At 69.8% G+C, this 15,731-nt stretch carries 19 protein-coding genes; 7 read left to right on the top strand and 12 right to left on the bottom strand.

Going from position 1 to position 15,731, the window contains the following annotated elements; all coding sequences use genetic code 11:
- Positions 1-54 precede the first annotated feature (54 nt).
- Genes WD026_RS08030 through WD026_RS08020 form a run of 3 tightly spaced genes read right to left on the bottom strand, consistent with a single transcriptional unit; the run spans position 55 to position 2,640 of the window.
- Complete coding sequence (locus WD026_RS08030) at positions 55-264, bottom strand: DUF2783 domain-containing protein (protein WP_425723092.1); 210 nt, start codon at positions 262-264, stop codon at positions 55-57.
- Positions 261-2,018 (bottom strand): FAD-dependent oxidoreductase, encoded by a 1,758-nt coding sequence (locus tag WD026_RS08025; protein ID WP_425723091.1) that lies wholly within the window; start codon positions 2,016-2,018, stop codon positions 261-263. Before WD026_RS08025 ends, WD026_RS08030 begins: the two co-directional genes overlap by 4 nt.
- Before the next feature lie 10 nt (positions 2,019-2,028).
- Positions 2,029-2,640, bottom strand: coding sequence for a VOC family protein (locus WD026_RS08020; protein ID WP_425723090.1), 612 nt, complete (start codon positions 2,638-2,640; stop codon positions 2,029-2,031).
- A gap of 153 nt (positions 2,641-2,793) precedes the next feature.
- Here WD026_RS08020 and yaaA point away from each other — a divergent pair, with 153 nt between their 5' ends.
- The 7 genes from yaaA (at position 2,794) to WD026_RS07985 (ending at position 8,381) form a co-directional block, all read left to right on the top strand.
- Positions 2,794-3,570, top strand: a complete 777-nt coding sequence (yaaA, locus tag WD026_RS08015; protein WP_425723089.1) for a peroxide stress protein YaaA — start codon at positions 2,794-2,796, stop codon at positions 3,568-3,570.
- A gap of 17 nt (positions 3,571-3,587) precedes the next feature.
- Positions 3,588-4,451 carry a 2OG-Fe(II) oxygenase gene (locus tag WD026_RS08010; RefSeq protein WP_425723221.1) on the top strand — a complete coding sequence of 288 codons (864 nt, stop codon included), beginning with the start codon at positions 3,588-3,590 and terminating at the stop codon, positions 4,449-4,451.
- Positions 4,448-5,311, top strand: a complete 864-nt coding sequence (queF, locus tag WD026_RS08005) for an NADPH-dependent 7-cyano-7-deazaguanine reductase QueF (RefSeq protein ID WP_425723088.1) — start codon at positions 4,448-4,450, stop codon at positions 5,309-5,311. Before WD026_RS08010 ends, queF begins: the two co-directional genes overlap by 4 nt.
- Positions 5,312-5,432: 121 nt before the next feature.
- Positions 5,433-5,750: an ArsR/SmtB family transcription factor gene (locus tag WD026_RS08000; RefSeq protein WP_425723087.1), complete on the top strand. Its 318-nt coding sequence runs from the start codon at positions 5,433-5,435 to the stop codon at positions 5,748-5,750.
- Between the two features lie 3 nt (positions 5,751-5,753).
- Complete coding sequence (locus tag WD026_RS07995; RefSeq protein WP_425723086.1) at positions 5,754-6,191, top strand: YeeE/YedE family protein; 438 nt, start codon at positions 5,754-5,756, stop codon at positions 6,189-6,191.
- Between the two features lie 23 nt (positions 6,192-6,214).
- Positions 6,215-6,652, top strand: coding sequence for a DUF6691 family protein (locus WD026_RS07990; protein WP_425723085.1), 438 nt, complete (start codon positions 6,215-6,217; stop codon positions 6,650-6,652).
- 16 nt (positions 6,653-6,668) lie between these two features.
- Complete coding sequence (locus tag WD026_RS07985) at positions 6,669-8,381, top strand: SulP family inorganic anion transporter (protein ID WP_425723084.1); 1,713 nt, start codon at positions 6,669-6,671, stop codon at positions 8,379-8,381.
- 34 nt (positions 8,382-8,415) lie between these two features.
- On the opposite strand, the gene WD026_RS07980 is transcribed toward WD026_RS07985, so the two are convergent.
- From WD026_RS07980 to WD026_RS07940, 9 genes are all read right to left on the bottom strand, one after another.
- Positions 8,416-9,234, bottom strand: a complete 819-nt coding sequence (locus WD026_RS07980) for an anti-sigma factor (protein WP_425723083.1) — start codon at positions 9,232-9,234, stop codon at positions 8,416-8,418.
- 10 nt (positions 9,235-9,244) lie between these two features.
- Complete coding sequence (locus WD026_RS07975) at positions 9,245-9,817, bottom strand: RNA polymerase sigma factor (RefSeq protein WP_425723082.1); 573 nt, start codon at positions 9,815-9,817, stop codon at positions 9,245-9,247.
- A gap of 44 nt (positions 9,818-9,861) precedes the next feature.
- Positions 9,862-10,503: a plastocyanin gene (locus tag WD026_RS07970; RefSeq protein WP_425723081.1), complete on the bottom strand. Its 642-nt coding sequence runs from the start codon at positions 10,501-10,503 to the stop codon at positions 9,862-9,864.
- The gene (locus tag WD026_RS07965; protein WP_425723080.1) at positions 10,500-10,982 is read right to left on the bottom strand and encodes a group I truncated hemoglobin; all 483 of its coding nucleotides are present in this window, start codon (positions 10,980-10,982) and stop codon (positions 10,500-10,502) included. Before WD026_RS07965 ends, WD026_RS07970 begins: the two co-directional genes overlap by 4 nt.
- 22 nt (positions 10,983-11,004) lie before the next feature.
- Positions 11,005-11,949 (bottom strand): DUF3034 family protein, encoded by a 945-nt coding sequence (locus tag WD026_RS07960; protein ID WP_425723079.1) that lies wholly within the window; start codon positions 11,947-11,949, stop codon positions 11,005-11,007.
- Between the two features lie 107 nt (positions 11,950-12,056).
- Positions 12,057-12,902 carry an enoyl-CoA hydratase-related protein gene (locus WD026_RS07955; protein WP_425723078.1) on the bottom strand — a complete coding sequence of 282 codons (846 nt, stop codon included), beginning with the start codon at positions 12,900-12,902 and terminating at the stop codon, positions 12,057-12,059.
- A gap of 14 nt (positions 12,903-12,916) precedes the next feature.
- A complete protein-coding gene (locus tag WD026_RS07950) occupies positions 12,917-13,195 on the bottom strand; it encodes a hypothetical protein (RefSeq protein WP_425723077.1) in 279 nt (92 codons plus the stop codon).
- A 109-nt stretch (positions 13,196-13,304) separates the two neighbouring features.
- Positions 13,305-14,489, bottom strand: a complete 1,185-nt coding sequence (locus tag WD026_RS07945) for a Y-family DNA polymerase (RefSeq protein ID WP_425723220.1) — start codon at positions 14,487-14,489, stop codon at positions 13,305-13,307.
- A 70-nt stretch (positions 14,490-14,559) separates the two neighbouring features.
- Positions 14,560-15,714: an alpha-hydroxy acid oxidase gene (locus WD026_RS07940; protein WP_425723076.1), complete on the bottom strand. Its 1,155-nt coding sequence runs from the start codon at positions 15,712-15,714 to the stop codon at positions 14,560-14,562.
- Between the last annotated feature and the right edge of the window lie 17 nt (positions 15,715-15,731).

Genomic DNA, 15,731 nt, shown 5'->3' with positions numbered 1-15,731 from the left:
CCCGATTTTACGGTGCCCCCCGGTGTTCCCCTGGGCGGCCGGACTCGGGCAGCCTCAGCCCGGCAGGCGCGCCGCCTCGATGCAGGCGGCCAGCACGTCGCGCCGGCCGATCTGGTGCGCCAGCACCAGGATCAGGCGGGCATTGAGCAGGGCCGATGCCTCGGCGCTCAGGCCGGCGTGGGCATCGAGCAGCTGCTCGTAGAAGGTGTCGGCGTCTTCCCACTGCGGGGTGGCCGCCAGCGGGCTCAGGGCAGGGTGGTTCATGCGGATGCCTTGTTCTTGGGGCTTGACGTCACCGGTTCGCGCAGGCCCAGGGCCTGTTCCACCGCCTGCACCAGCGAGCCGTCGATGCGCTGTCCGGTGGCGGCCAGGTAGCCGTCGGGCCGCACCAGGGCCCAGGCGGGCGGGGCGGCGCCGTCGAGCATGCAGGTGGCGCGCAGGTGGCCCTTCGGATCGTGCACCTGTTCCACCGCGCCGCCCGCCTCGCGCGGGCCCAGCACCTGCACCGTGCGCAGCGGGGCATGGCCGGTCAGGCGGCGCAGGCGTTGCAGCGTGGCGGCCGGCTGCGGGCCGAACACCAGCAACAGCAGGTCGGCACCGGCCCAGTCCAGCAGGTCGTGCAGCTGGCCGGGTTGGCCGTTGGCCCACTGCAGCGCCACGTTCTGGGTGGAGCGGCCGGCGGCACTGCCGGGCCCGCCCAGCACGCAGCGGGAGCGGGTGTAGGGGTTGGCCACTGCCATGCGCCCGGTGTTGATCAGCGGACGCGCAAAGGCATGGTCGCGGGCCAGGCCGATGGCGGCGCTGCGGAAGGTGCGCTCGATGCCGTCGGCCGGCCGCAGGAAGCGGGCGGTGCGGCTGGTCACGCGCACGTTCTCCTGCGCGGCTTCCAGGCGTTCGTCGTTGAAGCTCTCCAGCAGGGCGGGGCTGGCGCGGCCCTGCAGCACCAGGGCCAGCTTCCAGGCCAGGTTGTCGGCATCGGCCACGCCGGTGTTGCCACCGCGCGCCCCGAAGGGGCTGACGATCTTGGCCGAGTCGCCCATGAAGAACACCCGGCCGTGGCGCATGGCGTGCACGCATTCGTTGCGGTAGGCGTAGGGGCCGACCCACACCACCTCCACCTGCGTGTCGGGGCCGAACTGGCGGGCCAGGCGCTCGCGCACCACGTCCTCGCGGCTCACGTGGGCGGCGTCGCTGTCGGGGGCCATCTGGTAGTCGATGCGCCACACGTCGTCGGCCATCAGGTGCTGCCACACGGCGCGGTTGTCGTTGAAGGGCGCTTCGATCCAGGTGTGGCGCTCCTGCGGCGGGCGGGTGGTGAAGCGCACGTCGGCAATGCACCAGCGGTCGTCACCGCGCTTGCCGGTGAAGGGCACGTCCAGCCAGCGGCGCAGCGGGCTGTGGGATCCGGTGGCGTCCACCACATGGCTGGCCTGCAGCGTGTAGGCGCCGTCGGGCGTTTCCACCGTCAGCACCGCGTGGTCGGCGTGCTGCTGAAAGCCGGTGAGCCGGTTGCGCCAGCGCAGGTCGACATGACCGAGCTCCTGGATGCGCTCGACCAGAAAGCCTTCGATGTAGAACTGCTGGATGTTGATGAAGGGCGGCTGCGCGCTCAGGCCGAAGCCGCCCTGCTGGCGCAGGTCGAAGCTGTAGACCTCGTGCTCGCCGGCAAAGGTGCGGCCCACGCTCCACTGCACGCCCTTGGCGGCGATGCGTTCGTAGATGCCCAGGCGGTCGAAGATCTCCAGCGACTTCTGCGTGTAGCAGATGCCGCGCGATGACGCACCCTTCACGCCCACGGTGTTGTCCTCGTCCAGCACCACGGCGGCCACGCCCAGGCGGGCCAGCGAGCAGGCCAGGGTGAGGCCGGTGATGCCTGCGCCCACGATCACCACCGCGTAGCGCCCGGGGGATGCGCCCTGCAGTTCGGGCGGCGGCACGAAGGGGTATTCGGGCAGGGTGTAGCCGCTGCCCTGGGTGAACTCGTAGCCGTTGGTGTGGGCCGGGTCGCGGTAGCTCATGGCGGGGTCCTCAGCCCTGGGCGCGGGCGGCCACTTCGGGCCGGTCGTTTTGCTGCGGCTTGAGCGGGGCGGTGGCCTGGCCGGCGGCGCGTTCGCGGCGCCACTGCTCCTTGCGGGCGTTCCATTCGGCCAGGCGGGCGTGGGCGGTCTTGCTCTCGGTGAGCATCTGGAACTCGTCGGCCAGCTGCGCGGTGAGTTCGAGCCGGATGCCGTTGGGGTCGAAGAAATAGATGCTCTTGAAGATGTGGTGGTCGGTCACCCCCAGCACCTCCACGCCGTGCGCCTGCAGCCGGGTCTTGGTGGCTTCGAGTTCTTCCACCGTGTTCACCCGGAAGCTGATGTGGTTGACCCACTTGGGTGTGTTGGGGCTGGGTTCGGCCGCCTGGTCGTCGCCGAGGTCGAAGAAGGCGATGAAGGAGCCGTCCTGCAGGCGGAAGAAGAAGTGGGTGTAGGGGCAGTACTCGCCGGTGCTGGGCACGAAGTCGCTCTGGATGATGTGGTAGAGCGGCAGGCCCAGGATGTCTTCGTAGAACTGGCGGGTTTCTTCCGCGTCGCGGGCGCGGTAGGCGTAGTGGTGCAGCTGCTGGATGGGGGCCGGTGGGGGCAGGCTGGCGGTGTGCATGGAGGTCTCCTGGCGGCAGATGCTGGAATTTACCATTGCGTAACGCATTCACCAAATCGAAATTCCTGATCGGGCCCGGATGGCAGGACCCGGGCCTCGGGCAAACGCCCTTCGCGATAATCGGTGCAACCCCGCTTACCCCCCACCGTTGCCATGCTGTTCCTGATCTCGCCGGCCAAGGCCCTCGACTACGACACCCCGCTGGGTGTCACCACCCACACCCAGCCGCTGTTCGTGAAGGAAGCCCAGGCGTTGATCGGCGTGCTGCGCGAGAAGTCGCCGCAGGAGATCGCCAGCCTGATGGACCTGTCGGACCCGCTGGCCGGCCTGAACGTGGCGCGTTACCAGGCCTGGCAACCCCGCTTCACCGCCAGCAATTCGCGCCAGGCGGTGCTGGCCTTCGACGGCGACGTGTATGGCGGTCTGGACGCCCGCTCCCTGCCCGAGGCCGACCTGCAATGGCTGCAGGAGCACCTGTGCATCCTGAGCGGCCTGTATGGCGTGCTGCGCCCGCTGGACTGGATGCAGCCCTACCGGCTGGAGATGGGCACCCGCCTCAAGACCGAGCGCGGCAGCAACCTCTACCAGTACTGGGGCGACCGCATAGCCCGTTACCTGAACGAGCGCGCCGCCGCCGACCGCACCCCGGTGGTCATCAACCTGGCCAGCGAGGAGTACTTCAAGGCCGTGGACCGCAAGGCCCTGGTGCCGCGCGTGGTGACCTGCGTGTTCGAGGAGCGCAAGGGCGACGGCTACAAGGTGATCAGCTTCATGGCCAAGCGCGCGCGCGGCCTGATGGTGCGCTGGGCCGTGACACACCGGGCCAGCCAGCCCGAGCAGCTGCAGGGCTTCGATCTGGAGGGCTACCGCTTCGTGCCGGCGGCCTCCGAGCCCGACCGCCTGGTGTTCCGCCGCGAGGCCAGGGCCTGAACCGGACCCCGCCCGTGCTGACGCAGCCCGTCACCCCCGAACTGCGCGAATGGCTGGTGGCCCAGCTGCGCGCCGGCTTCGACGAGCCCGAGGTGGTGGCCGCCATGCTGGCCTCCGGCTGGGACGAGGCGGTGGCGCGCCAGGCCCTGGCCAGCGTGCTGGCCACGCTGCCGGCCGAGCCGCCGGTGGCCGCCGTCCATGCCGTCACCGCCACCACGCCCGCCAGCCGCCTGCCCGCCATCGACCTCACCGGCTCGCCGCTGCGCGTGGATGCCGGCGACCGCTGGGTCGACATCGTGGTGAGCCTGAACCACCCGCAGGTGGTGGTGCTGGGCAACCTGCTGTCCGGCCGCGAATGCGACGCGCTGATCGAATCGGCCCGCCCTGCGCTGGCCCGCTCGCGCACCGTGGAAACGCGCACCGGTGGCGAGGAGGTGAACGCCGACCGCACCAGCAGCGGCATGTTCTTCCAGCGCGGCCAGACGCCCGAGGTGACGGCCCTCGAAGAGCGCATTGCGCGCCTGTGCCGGTGGCCGGTGTCGCACGGCGAGGGCATCCAGGTGCTGCACTACCGGCCCGGTGCCGAGTACAAGCCACACTACGACTACTTCGACCCCGACGAGCCCGGCACGCCCACCATCCTGCGCCGGGGCGGCCAGCGCCTGGCCACGCTGGTGATGTACCTCAACGAGCCCGCGCGCGGTGGCGCCACCACCTTCCCCGACGTGGGGCTGCAGGTGGCGCCGGTGCGCGGCAATGCGGTGTTCTTCAGCTACGACCGCCCGCACCCGTCCACCCGCACGCTGCATGGCGGCGCCCCGGTGATCGAGGGCGAAAAATGGGTGGCCACCAAGTGGCTGCGCGAACGCGAATTCACATGACCCTCGACCCCTCCCTTCCCACGCCCGAGCAGTCCCAGCTGGGCAAGGTCAGCACCTACGCCGACCGCTACGACCCCACGCTGCTGTTCCCGCTGCCGCGCGCCCCCAAGCGGCAGGAGATCGGCATCACCGGCGCCATCCCGTTCATGGGCTGCGACCTCTGGACCGCCTTCGAGCTCAGCTGGCTCAACCTGCGCGGCAAGCCGCAGGTGGCCATTGCCCACATCACGGTGCCGTGCGAGAGCACGCACATCGTGGAGAGCAAGTCGTTCAAGCTCTACCTCAACAGCTTCAACAACACGCCTTTCGAATCGGCCGACGCGGTGCGCGACACCATCCGGCGCGACATCAGCGCGGCGTTGTGGCAGGGCGGGCCGATGCAGGCATCGGCCGGCGTGCGGCTGGTGCTGCCGGAGCAGTTCGGCCGCGAGCCGGTGCAGGAGCTCGACGGCGTCAACCTCGACCGGCTCGATGTGGAGTGCACCCACGGCCAGCCCGCGCCCGAGCTGCTCAAGGCGGCACTCGACGAGAAGCCGGTGGAGGAAACCCTGGTCAGCCACCTGCTCAAGAGCAACTGCCTGGTGACCGGCCAGCCCGACTGGGGCAGCGTGCAGATCCGCTACAGCGGCCCGCAGATCGACCAGGAAGGCCTGCTGCGCTACATCGTGAGCTTCCGCAACCACAACGAATTCCACGAGCAGTGCGTGGAGCGCATCTACATGGACGTGATGCAGCGCTGCAAGCCGGCCCGCCTGACCGTGTACGCCCGCTACACCCGCCGCGGCGGGCTGGACATCAACCCCTGGCGCAGCAGCCACCCGCAGCAGCCGCCGGCCAACGTGCGCACCGCCCGGCAGTGAGGGCGGGGCCGGGAGGCCAGCGGCCTCGGATAAGTCAATAACAATATATTGACAGATATTTTGTTCATCGATAGAGTGACGCCATCCCACGCATCCCGCGTGGCGTCAATGCCCTGTCCGCATGAACACCCTTGCCCTCTCTGTTGACGACATGCAGGCCGCCGCCGGCGAGGCCTGCCGCCTGCTCAAGGTGCTGTCCAACCCGGACCGCCTGCTCATCCTGTGCCGTCTCGCCGAAGGCGAGATGAGCGTGGGCCAGCTCGAAGAGAGCCTGGGCATCCGCCAGCCCACGCTGTCGCAGCAGCTCACCGTGCTGCGCGAGGAAGCCCTGGTGGCCACGCGCCGCGAGGGCAAACACATCCACTACCGCATCGACAGCCCGCAGGCGCTGGCCGTGATGCAGGTGCTTCATCAGCAGTTCTGCCCCAAGGAGGCCTGAGCCATGACCATCGACTGGACCCACTTCACGCCCTGGACCTCGTTGGCGGGCGGCCTGCTGCTCGGCGTGGCCGCCGCGCTGTTCATCCTGCTCAATGGCCGGGTGCTGGGCATCAGCGGCATCCTGGGTGGCCTGCTGGCCCCGAAAAAAGGCGACACGGGCTGGCGCCTGAGCTTCGTGCTGGGCATGCTGGCCGCGCCCCTGGTGGCCGGCCTGCTGGCGCCCGAGGGCTTCCTGAAGGCGCCCCGCATCGATGCCGGCTACGGCCTGGTGGTGCTGGCCGGCCTGCTGGTGGGCGTGGGCACCCGCTACGGCTCGGGCTGCACCAGCGGCCACGGCGTGTGCGGGCTCTCGCGCCTGTCACCGCGTTCGTTGGTGGCCACGCTGGCCTTCATGGCCGCCGGCTTCCTGGTGGTCTTCCTGATCCGCCACGTCTTCTGAAAGGACCTGCCATGAACCGCCCCATGAACCGTATTTCTGAATTCCTGATCGGCCTGCTGTTCGGCCTGGGCCTGATCCTCTCGGGCATGACCGACCCGGGCAAGGTGCAGGGCTTCCTGGACCTGGCCGGTGTCTGGGACCCGTCGCTGGCCTTCGTCATGGGCGGTGCCATCGCCGTGGGCTTCTTCGCCTACGCGCTGGCCCGTCGCCGCACCACGGCCGTGCTGGGCGGCGCCATGCACCTGCCCAAGGCCACCCACATCGACCGCCGCCTGGTGCTGGGCAGCCTGACCTTCGGCGCCGGCTGGGGCCTGGCCGGCTTCTGCCCGGGCCCGGGCGTGGTGTCCATGGCCGCTGGCGAGCCCAAGGCGCTGGTCTTTGTGCTGGCCATGCTGGCCGGCATGGCGGTGTTCGAGCTGGCCGAACGCCTGGGTCGCCCGGCCGCACCGGCCACCCGCTGAGCCCGGAAGCCCCGCCATGCTCAACAGGGCCCTGCCGTTCTTCCCCATCCTGCAATGGGGACGCCGGTACGACCGGCAGGCCTTCGGCGGTGACGCGCTGGCCGCGCTCATCGTCACCGTCATGCTCATCCCGCAGAGCCTGGCCTACGCCCTGCTGGCCGGCCTGCCGCCCGAAGCCGGGCTGTATGCCAGCGTGGCGCCCTTGCTGGTGTACGCGGTGTTCGGCTCCAGCCGCGTGCTCGCCGTGGGCCCGGTGGCGGTGGTCTCGCTCATGACGGCGGCGGCCATTGCGCCCCATGCGCAGGCCGGCACCCATGCCTGGTGGGCCGTGGCCCTCACGCTGGCGTTCCTCTCCGGCCTCATGCTGCTGCTGATGGGCGTGCTGCGGCTGGGTTTTCTGGCGCAATTCCTCAGCCACCCGGTGATCGCCGGCTTCATTGCGGCATCGGGCCTGCTGATCGCGGCCAGCCAGCTGAAGACCCTGCTGGGCGTGAAGGCCGAAGGCCAGACGCTGCTGGAGCTGCTGCCCTCGCTGGTCTCGCAGCTGGGTCATTTGCATGGCCTCACGCTGGCGGTGGGCGTGGCCACGCTGGGGTTCCTTGTGTGGTCGCGCCAGCACCTCAAGCCGCTGTTGTTGCGCCAGGGCCTGTCCCCGCGCTGGGCCGACGGCCTGGCCAAGGCCGGCCCGGCGGCAGCGATTGCGGTCACCACCGCGTTGTCCTGGGCACTGGACTGGCAGGGCCAGGGCCTGCGCGTGGTCGGCACCGTGCCGCAGGGCCTGCCGCCGTTGTCGGCTCCGTCGTGGGATCTGTCGCTCTGGCAGTCGCTGCTGGTGCCGGCGCTGCTCATCAGCGTGGTGGGTTTTGTGGAATCGGTGTCGGTGGGCCAGACGCTGGCCGCACGCCGCCGCGAACGCATCGAGCCCGACCAGGAGCTCATCGCCCTGGGCGGCAGCAACCTGGCCTCGGCCTTCACCGGTGGCCTGCCGGTCACCGGGGGCTTTGCGAGATCGGTGGTGAATGCCGATGCCGGTGCGCAGACCCCCGCGGCCGGTGTCTTCACGGCTGGCGGCATCCTGCTGGTGTCGCTGTTCCTCACGCCGGCGTTGTTCCACCTGCCGCAGGCCACGCTGGCGGCCACCATCGTGGTGGCGGTGTTGTCGCTGGTGGACCTGTCGGTGCTGCGCCGCACCTGGGTGTATTCACGGGCCGACTTTGCCGCGGTGCTGGCCACCTTGCTGGTGACCTTGGGTGCGGGCGTGGAGGCCGGGCTGGTGACCGGTGTGGCCGTGTCGCTGGCGCTCTACCTGCACCGCAGCAGCCGCCCGCACATGGCCGAGGTGGGCCGCGTGCCCGGCACCGAGCACTACCGCAACGTGCAGCGCCACACCGTGGAGGTGGACCCCGCCGTGCTGGGCCTGCGGGTGGACGAAAGCCTGTTCTTTGCCAATGCCCGCGCGCTGGAAGACCGCATCAACGACGCCGTGGCCTCGCGCCCCGCGCTGCGCCACGTGGTGCTGCAGTGCTCGGCCATCAACCACATCGATGCCAGCGCACTGGAAAGCCTGGAGGCCATCGACCAGCGCCTGCGCCAGGCCGGCATGGCGCTGCACCTGTCGGAAGTCAAAGGCCCGGTCATGGACCGGCTGCAGCGGACCGATTTTCTGCAGCACCTGAGCGGGCGGGTCTTCCTCACCCACCACCAGGCGGTGCAGGCCCTGGCGGCCTGACCCTTGCTGGCAGGCCCCAGTTGCCTCAGCCGGGTCAGATCTGGCGCTGGATCAGCGCTCCCTTGAACAGCACCGGCCCGGTCGGACCGACTGCCTCCGGCACACCACCGCGCGGCTCCAGGCTGATGGCCAGGGTGGGCACGCCCTGCACCGCGGCGGGGTCGGCGGCCAGTTGCAGCAACCGTTCGCGGCTGAGCACACCGAGCGACTTCGGTCCGCTGCCCGGCGGCAGGGCCCAGAGCTGCAGCGACCGGTCTTCGGCTTCCTGGAAGCTGCCCACGCGCTGCAGGTGGAGCTGGCGCCGCTGCGGATCGAACGTGACCAGCACCGCCGCGCCCGCCTGGCTGTCGTTGAGCACGGCCACGTAGTCGGCACGCGGCATGGCGGCCAGTTGCTGCTGCAGCTGGGCATTCAGGCTGGCCTGGGTGACCAGGGCCTCGCTGCGGGCCTGAAGCTCGACCTGCGTCTGACCGAGCTGGCTGTTGAGCTGCAAGGCCACACCGACGGCCGCGACGGTGGCCAGCGCGCCAGCCAGCCCGAGTCCGGGCCACCAGCCTGCCAGCCATCCACGCGCCCGGGGCGCATCGGCCCGTGCGGTTCGAGCAGTCCGCACGGCTTGCTCTGCCTGTACCAGGTTGTCGATGCGCGTCCAGACGTGGGCGGCGGGTTGTACGGCGGGCTGCAGTTCGGTCATGCCGGTCATGCGTTCCTGCCAGAGCAGGGCGGCAGCGCGCACCGTCGGGTGTTCGCGCGCTGCCTGCTCGAAGCGCCGGCGCGCCCCTCCCTTGAGGGTGCCCAGTGCCCATGCGGCCGCCAGTCGGTCCAGCAGCTCGGGGTGTTGTGCGATGTTCATGGGCTTCTCCTCAGTGCCAGCGGGCCATGCACTGGCGCAGCTGGTCCAGACCGCGGCGGATCCAGGTCTTGACGGTGCCCAGCGGCAGGCCGAGCTGGGTGGCGAGCTCGGTGTGGCTCAGGTCGCGCAGGTAGGCCAGGGTGATCACCTCGCGCTGCTGGTGGTTCAGTTGCCCCAGGCATTGGTGCAGCGCCCAGGCTTGCTGGCTGGCCAGGGTGGTGTCCGAGGGGTCCGGTGCGTCGCCGGCCAGCGTGTCGGCCAGGTGGTCGTCGATGTCGTCGGTCTGCGACTGGCGCTGGGCCTGCGCCCGGCGCAGCAGATCGAGCGAGCGGCTGCGCACCATCATGCCCAGCCAGGCCATGGGCGGGCTCAGGCTGGCGCGGTAGTCGCCGGCCGAGCGCCAGACCTGCAGGAAGGTGTCCTGCAGGCAGTCTTCGGCCCATTCGGGCTTGCCCACCACCCGCAGCGCCAGACCGTAGAGCTTGGAGGCGGTGGCGTCGTAGAGCTGCCGCAAGGCGGCTTGGTCACGCGCTGCGACACGATCGATCAGGGACAGCAGGTGCATGTCGGGGTCGGAGTTCATGCCCGGATTGTTGCTGGAGAAGGCGTGATCCCCGACCCGTGCTTTCACCGCCTGCGCCGGGGCTGGATCGGGGTGTCCAGCTGCAATGCCGTGACCGGCGTCACCGTCACCGATCGTGGCGGTGCGTCCAGCAGCTGGTCCGGGTGCCACACGCGAACCACGGCCGGGCCTTCCGGCACGTTCTCCAGCGTGATGCGTCCCTGCGCGTCGGTGCGGGCCACCCAGGCCGAATCGGTGACGTAGATGGCGCCGCGCATCGAGCCGTGCAGATGGCACCCCAGCTGGATCGGCCCGGCCTGCGCCAGCAGTTCCTTGGCGGCGGGTGCCGGTCTGCCTTCGACCCGGCCGCCCAGCCGCAGCTCGAACCCTCCGGTGCTGGAGGCGGTCTGCAGCGCCTGCCCCATGGTGCCGCGCACATGGTGTTCGAACCGGTCCAGGTTCACGAACTCCACGGTCGACCCTGCCGGCACCACGGTGAGTGCCGGCACGAAAGCCAGCCCTTCCTGGCGCACCTGCACCTGCACCGGCGCCGGGGCCACCGGCGTGTGTCCGGTCGGCTCCACCCGCACCACCGCATCGGTCAGCGGCTGGCCATCGCGGGCCAGCACAGTGACCTGAACCGTGCCGGCCCAGGCCGACGCCGAAAGACACAGCGCCAGCAGCCCGGTCTTGCAGAAGGTCTTCATGGCCGGGTGATCACGTCGCGGTACATGGGAGCGAGCAGCGCCAGCATCTGGTTCTGCCGCGCGAACGGGATGCCGCGTGCGTTCATGCTGTCCTGCAGGACTTCCACCAGCGCATTGAAATGCGCCTTGGTGATGTCCATGTTGCGGTGGGCCAGCTTCATGTCGGGACCCTTGTAGGTGCAGGGTCCGCCGGAGAGCTGGCACAGCTGCAGCGTGAGCGACTGGGCCAGGGCGTCGGCGTTGGTGTCGCGGAACTGGTCGCCGATGCGGGCGTCGGCCTTGAGCCGCTTCACGAAGTCGTCCATCAGCGTGCGCAGGCCCTGCTGTTCGCCGAAGGCCTGGTACAGGCCGGGTGCAGGAGCGACGGGATAGGCGCTGGCGTCCGACGGTGCGGGGCGGGCGGCGGCGGTCTGGGCCAGGCAGGTGCCTGCAGCCAGCGCGGAGAGGGTCAGGGCAAACGATGCCATCAAGGTTTTCATGGGGATGTCCTGTGGGATGGGATCAGAAGGCGAACTGCGCCGAGACGTACACACCGCGCTGCTTGCGCTGGTTGGTGGTGGCCGGGACGATGGTCCCGAGGTCGACATAGGCTGCGGTCAGCGAGACGTTCTTGCTGGGGGCCCAGGCAATGAAGATGTCCTTCCAGTCACCGGCGCGCAGGCCTTCGCCCAGGCCCGCCGCGCGGCCGGCGGTCTGCAGCTTGTTGGGCATGCTGCGGTATTCCACGCCCACCGCCAGGTCGCGGCGCACCAGGTAGGCCACCGAGATCTCGGGGTGCAGCTCGTAACGGTTGTCGGCACCGCCCAGGGTGGCGCCAAAGCCCAGCAGGCCGCCCTGGTTGGCCTTGGTGGCGCGCAGCGTGCCGTTGACCAGGATGCCCTGGGCCAGGAACAGCTTGGTGGCGCTCACATACACATCCGCACCGCTGCGCTTGGCCCCCAGGGCCTGCAAGGTGCCGTCCAGCCCGGTGGAGCCCAGGTGCTTGAACTGCACGCCCACCGCGATCTGCGGCATGAGGCTGTCGCTGTCGAGCACGGCATCGCCCGCCACGCGGACCTTGGCGCCCAGGATGTCCTGCTTGAGGTGCAGGCCCGGCAGACCCAGGGCAGAGCCGGTGATGCCGGTGCGGAAGTCCTGGCGGGCGAGTGACAGCTCGAAGCGGTCGTCGATGGCCACGGCAGCGCCGTAGGCGTTGAGGGCGTAGTCATCGGTCACTGCACGGCTGGTGTGGATGGACACGCCCTTCTCGCCCTGGGTGGCCTGGGTGCCGATCACGGCCCAGGGGGTGAGCCCGCCGCCGGCCGGGCCTTCCACGGTGCTGACGCCGCCGGTGAGCACCAGCTTGCCGGTGTCGGCCAGGGCGGCTCCGGTCGAGAGCGTGGCCAGCAGGGCCAGGGCGAGGGCCCGGCCGGATGGGGATCGGAATGGGAATGGCGCAGTCGTCATGGTGTCTCCGTGTGGCTGGTCGGGAAAGCCCCCGCCGGCACCGGGCATGCATGCCCGATACCTGCCATACGCAGATCACCACCGCACTGGATTCAAACTCCGACGGATCAGCCCTGTTCGCTGAAACCCTTGAGCACCGTCAGCGGCGTGAAGTTCGCCGAGCGCTTGTCCTTCATGGCGCCGATGGCCTCGCGCACATGGGCATTGCTCCAGATGGCGCCCTGCAGCCAGCCCATCTGGCGCAGACTGTCTTCCACGCTGTGGTCGCGCGCGTAGTGCACCGCCTGCTTGGTGCCCCAGATGGCCACCGGCGGCTTGGATGCGATCTCTCGGGCGCACTGCAGCGCGGCGTCCACCGTGGCCTGGTGGCTGTCGAACACCTCGTTCACCAGGCCCAGCGCCTGCGCCCGGGCCGCGCCCAGCCGGCGGCCGGTGTAGGCCAGTTCCTTCACCACCGCCAGCGGCATCAGCTTGGGCAGGCGCTGCAGGGTGCCCACGTCGGCCACCATGCCGATGTTGATTTCCTGGATGCAGAAGAAGGCGTCGGCGCTGGCGTAGCGGATGCAGCCGGCCGTGACCATGTCCACCGCGCCGCCGATGCAGCCGCCCTGGATGGCAAAGATCACCGGGCACCGCAGGTTCTCCAGCCGGGTGAAGGTGGCCTGCATGTCGGTGAGCAGGTCGAAGATGGCGGCCCGACCCTCCGGGCTCTGGTCGTCCATCTCGATGGCGCCGGCAAAGGTCTCCAGCGCCATGCCGGCGCTGAAGTGCTTGCCGGTGCTGCTGATGACCAGGGCGCGGGCGGTGCCCTCGCGGTGCAGTTCCGCCAGCACCTCGTCGAGCTCGCGCCAGAAGGTCGGGTGCATGGTGTTCATGGCCTCGGGCCGGTCGAGCACCAGGTGCGCCACGTGGTCGGCGCCGATGGAGAGGTGAAAGCAGGTCAGGGTGTTCATGCGGGCCATTCTGCTCAGCGACCCGGGGGCAGCCAGTCGCACCTGAGACGCTGCTGCACATGGGCCCGGTGCCGCCAGCGCACATAAAAGCCTGGCAGCGACATGCCCAGCAGGCACAGGGGCACGGCCCACACGGCCTGGACCATCAGTGCCGGCATCCAGCCCATCCAGCCCATGATCCACAGCGTGAGCACGCCATCCCACAGGTGGCCTTCCAGGGGTTGCTCACGCCGATGGGCCAGATGCCACAGGCGGATGCGGTGCAGTTCGGCCAGGGTGAGTCGGGTCGGCATGGCGGGCTCCCGGTGGGGTATGGGTCGACTGTAAGAATCGAGTCAGGTTCCGTCAATCACCGATGGGAGCCACCCGACTGCCATGCGGGGTCGGCCCGCCGGCGCCGGTTCAGAACAGCCAGCCGGTCGCGGGCTCGGCCGCCGCCGGTACCGGCGCCTCGCCCGGGCGCGACAGCTTGCCCACCCGCACGCCCAGCAGCCGGATGCGCCGCGTCAGATCCACCCGCTTGAGGCACTGCCCGGCGGCCCGGCGGATGGTGGCGGCATCGGCCGTGGCCTGCTCGATGGTCAGGTCGCGGGTGACCTTGCTGAAGTCGGTGTAGGTCAGCTTGATGCCGATGGTGCGGCCCACGTAGCCCTTGCGCTGCAGGTCGGCCGCCACCTGCTCGCACAGCCGCGTGAAGATGGCACCCAGCTCGGCCCGGTCGCGCGCAGCATGCAGGTCGCGCTCGAAAGTGGTCTCGCGGCTCATGCTGACGGGCTCGCTCTCGGTCACCACCGGGCGGTCGTCGCGGCCCCAGGCGGCGTCGTGCAGCCAGGCGCCGTAGCTGCGGCCGAAGGTGGCCACCAGCCAGTCGCGTTCGCGCGCGGCCAGCTCGCCGATGGTGTGGATGCCGTGGGCCTTGAGCTTCTCGTCGGCCTTGGGCCCCACGCCATTGATCTTGCGGCAGGGCAGGGGCCAGATCAGCCGCTGCAGGTCGTCCGGCATGACGATGCTGATGCCCGCCGGCTTGTTGAATTCGCTGGCCATTTTGGCGATCAGCTTGTTCGGCGCCACGCCGATGGAGCAGGTCAGGCCGGTGGCCTGGTGGATGCTTTTCTGGATCAGCCGCGCCAGCACGCGCCCGCCTTCGCGCTGGCCGCCCGGCACGTGGGTGAAGTCGATGTAGACCTCGTCCACCCCCCGGTCCTCCATCACCGGCGCGATCTCGGTGATGGTGGCCTTGAACAGCCGCGAGATGCGCCGCACCTCGTCAAAGTCGACCGGCAGCAGGATGGCCTCCGGGCACAGGGCGGCGGCCTTCATCAGCCCCATGGCCGAGCCCACGCCCGACTGGCGTGCTTCGTAGGTGGCGGTGGTGGCCACGCCGCGGCCGGCATAGTCCTTCAGGCGTGGAAAGAAGTCGACCGGGATGCGGTCCAGCGTGTGTGGACCCCATTCCCGGTCGGGGTAGGTCTGGCGCAGCCGCGCCAGCAGGTCATCGACCCGGCGCCGCCCGCCCCCGATCACCACCGGCAGCCCGCGCAGCTGCGGGTAGCGCAGCAGCTCGACCGACGCGTAGAACGCGTCCATGTCGAGGTGCGCAATGCGACGGGGGGTATCGGGGCTCACCCCCCGAGGATAGCCAGACGCACGAAGGGCCTCAGGCCGTGGGGAAGGTGCCCGGCAGCAGGATGGACTGGTCCACCGTCTCGATGTTGGTGTGGCCGCAGAAGGCCATGGTGATGTCCAGCTCCTTGTGCAGGATCTGCAGGCACTTGGTCACGCCGGCCTCGCCCATGGCGCCCAGGCCGTAGAGCATGGGGCGGCCGATGTACACGCCGCGTGCGCCCAGGGCACGGGCTTTCAGCACGTCCTGGCCGCTGCGGATGCCGCCGTCCATGTGGATCTCGATGCGCTGGCCCACGGCATCCACGATGCCCGGCAGGGCCTCGATGCTGCTCTGCGCCCCGTCGAGCTGGCGCCCGCCGTGGTTGCTGACGATCAGCGCATCGGCACCGGAATCGGCGGCCAGCCTGGCGTCTTCCACGTCCTGGATGCCCTTGAGGATGAGCTTGCCGCCCCAGCGCTGCTTGATCCACTCCACGTCGCCCCAGTTGAGCGCCGGGTCGAACTGCTTGGCGGTCCATTCGCTCAGGCTGCCCATGTCGCCCACACCGCTCACATGGCCCACGATGTTGCCGAACTGCCGGCGCTTGGTGCCCAGCATGCCCAGCGCCCAGCGCGGCTTGCTGGCGATGTTGATCATGTTCTTGAGGGTCAGCTTGGGCGGTGCGGACAGGCCGTTCTTGAGGTCCTTGTGGCGCTGGCCCAGGATCTGCAGGTCCAGCGTGAGCACCAGGGCGCCGCAGCCGGCGGCCTTGGCCCGGTCGATCAGGCGCTCGATGAAGGCGCGGTCCTTCATCACGTACAGCTGGAACCAGAAGCCGCGCCCGGCGTGTTCGGCCACATCCTCGATGGAGCAGATGCTCATGGTGGACAGGGTGAACGGAATGCCGAACTTCTTCGCTGCGCGCGCCGCCAGGATCTCGCCGTCGGCGTGCTGCATGCCGGTCAGGCCGGTGGGGGCGATGGCCACCGGCATGGCGGTGTCCACGCCCACCATGGTGGTGCGGGTGCTGCGGTTCTCCATGTTCACGGCCACCCGCTGGCGCAGCTTGATCTTCTGGAAATCCTCGTTGTTGGCGCGGTAGGTGCCTTCGGTCCAGGAGCCGGAATCGGCGTAGTCGTAGAACATGCGGGGCACGCGCTTTTGCGCCAGCACGCGCAGGTCTTCCACGGTGGTGATCACGGTCATGTTGTCTCCAGAGGTCG

Source organism: Hydrogenophaga sp. R2 (assembly GCF_049843595.1).
GTDB lineage: Bacteria > Pseudomonadota > Gammaproteobacteria > Burkholderiales > Burkholderiaceae_C > Hydrogenophaga.
Note: the sequence above shows the minus strand (reverse complement) of the source record. Positions and strands in the feature narration are given on the sequence as shown.

Excerpts from the sequence above, each read along its gene's own strand:
- WD026_RS08030 (WP_425723092.1), bottom strand. The coding sequence starts at position 264 with ATGAACCACCCTGCCCTGAGCCCGCTGGCGGCCACCCCGCAGTGGGAA.
- WD026_RS08025 (WP_425723091.1), bottom strand. The coding sequence starts at position 2,018 with ATGAGCTACCGCGACCCGGCCCACACCAACGGCTACGAGTTCACCCAG.
- WD026_RS08020 (WP_425723090.1), bottom strand. The coding sequence starts at position 2,640 with ATGCACACCGCCAGCCTGCCCCCACCGGCCCCCATCCAGCAGCTGCAC.
- yaaA (WP_425723089.1), top strand. The coding sequence starts at position 2,794 with ATGCTGTTCCTGATCTCGCCGGCCAAGGCCCTCGACTACGACACCCCG.
- queF (WP_425723088.1), top strand. The coding sequence starts at position 4,448 with ATGACCCTCGACCCCTCCCTTCCCACGCCCGAGCAGTCCCAGCTGGGC.
- WD026_RS08000 (WP_425723087.1), top strand. The coding sequence starts at position 5,433 with ATGAACACCCTTGCCCTCTCTGTTGACGACATGCAGGCCGCCGCCGGC.
- WD026_RS07995 (WP_425723086.1), top strand. The coding sequence starts at position 5,754 with ATGACCATCGACTGGACCCACTTCACGCCCTGGACCTCGTTGGCGGGC.
- WD026_RS07990 (WP_425723085.1), top strand. The coding sequence starts at position 6,215 with ATGAACCGTATTTCTGAATTCCTGATCGGCCTGCTGTTCGGCCTGGGC.
- WD026_RS07985 (WP_425723084.1), top strand. The coding sequence starts at position 6,669 with ATGCTCAACAGGGCCCTGCCGTTCTTCCCCATCCTGCAATGGGGACGC.
- WD026_RS07980 (WP_425723083.1), bottom strand. The coding sequence starts at position 9,234 with ATGAACATCGCACAACACCCCGAGCTGCTGGACCGACTGGCGGCCGCA.
- WD026_RS07975 (WP_425723082.1), bottom strand. The coding sequence starts at position 9,817 with ATGAACTCCGACCCCGACATGCACCTGCTGTCCCTGATCGATCGTGTC.
- WD026_RS07970 (WP_425723081.1), bottom strand. The coding sequence starts at position 10,503 with ATGAAGACCTTCTGCAAGACCGGGCTGCTGGCGCTGTGTCTTTCGGCG.
- WD026_RS07965 (WP_425723080.1), bottom strand. The coding sequence starts at position 10,982 with ATGAAAACCTTGATGGCATCGTTTGCCCTGACCCTCTCCGCGCTGGCT.
- WD026_RS07960 (WP_425723079.1), bottom strand. The coding sequence starts at position 11,949 with ATGACGACTGCGCCATTCCCATTCCGATCCCCATCCGGCCGGGCCCTC.
- WD026_RS07955 (WP_425723078.1), bottom strand. The coding sequence starts at position 12,902 with ATGAACACCCTGACCTGCTTTCACCTCTCCATCGGCGCCGACCACGTG.
- WD026_RS07950 (WP_425723077.1), bottom strand. The coding sequence starts at position 13,195 with ATGCCGACCCGACTCACCCTGGCCGAACTGCACCGCATCCGCCTGTGG.
- WD026_RS07945 (WP_425723220.1), bottom strand. The coding sequence starts at position 14,489 with ATGGACGCGTTCTACGCGTCGGTCGAGCTGCTGCGCTACCCGCAGCTG.
- WD026_RS07940 (WP_425723076.1), bottom strand. The coding sequence starts at position 15,714 with ATGACCGTGATCACCACCGTGGAAGACCTGCGCGTGCTGGCGCAAAAG.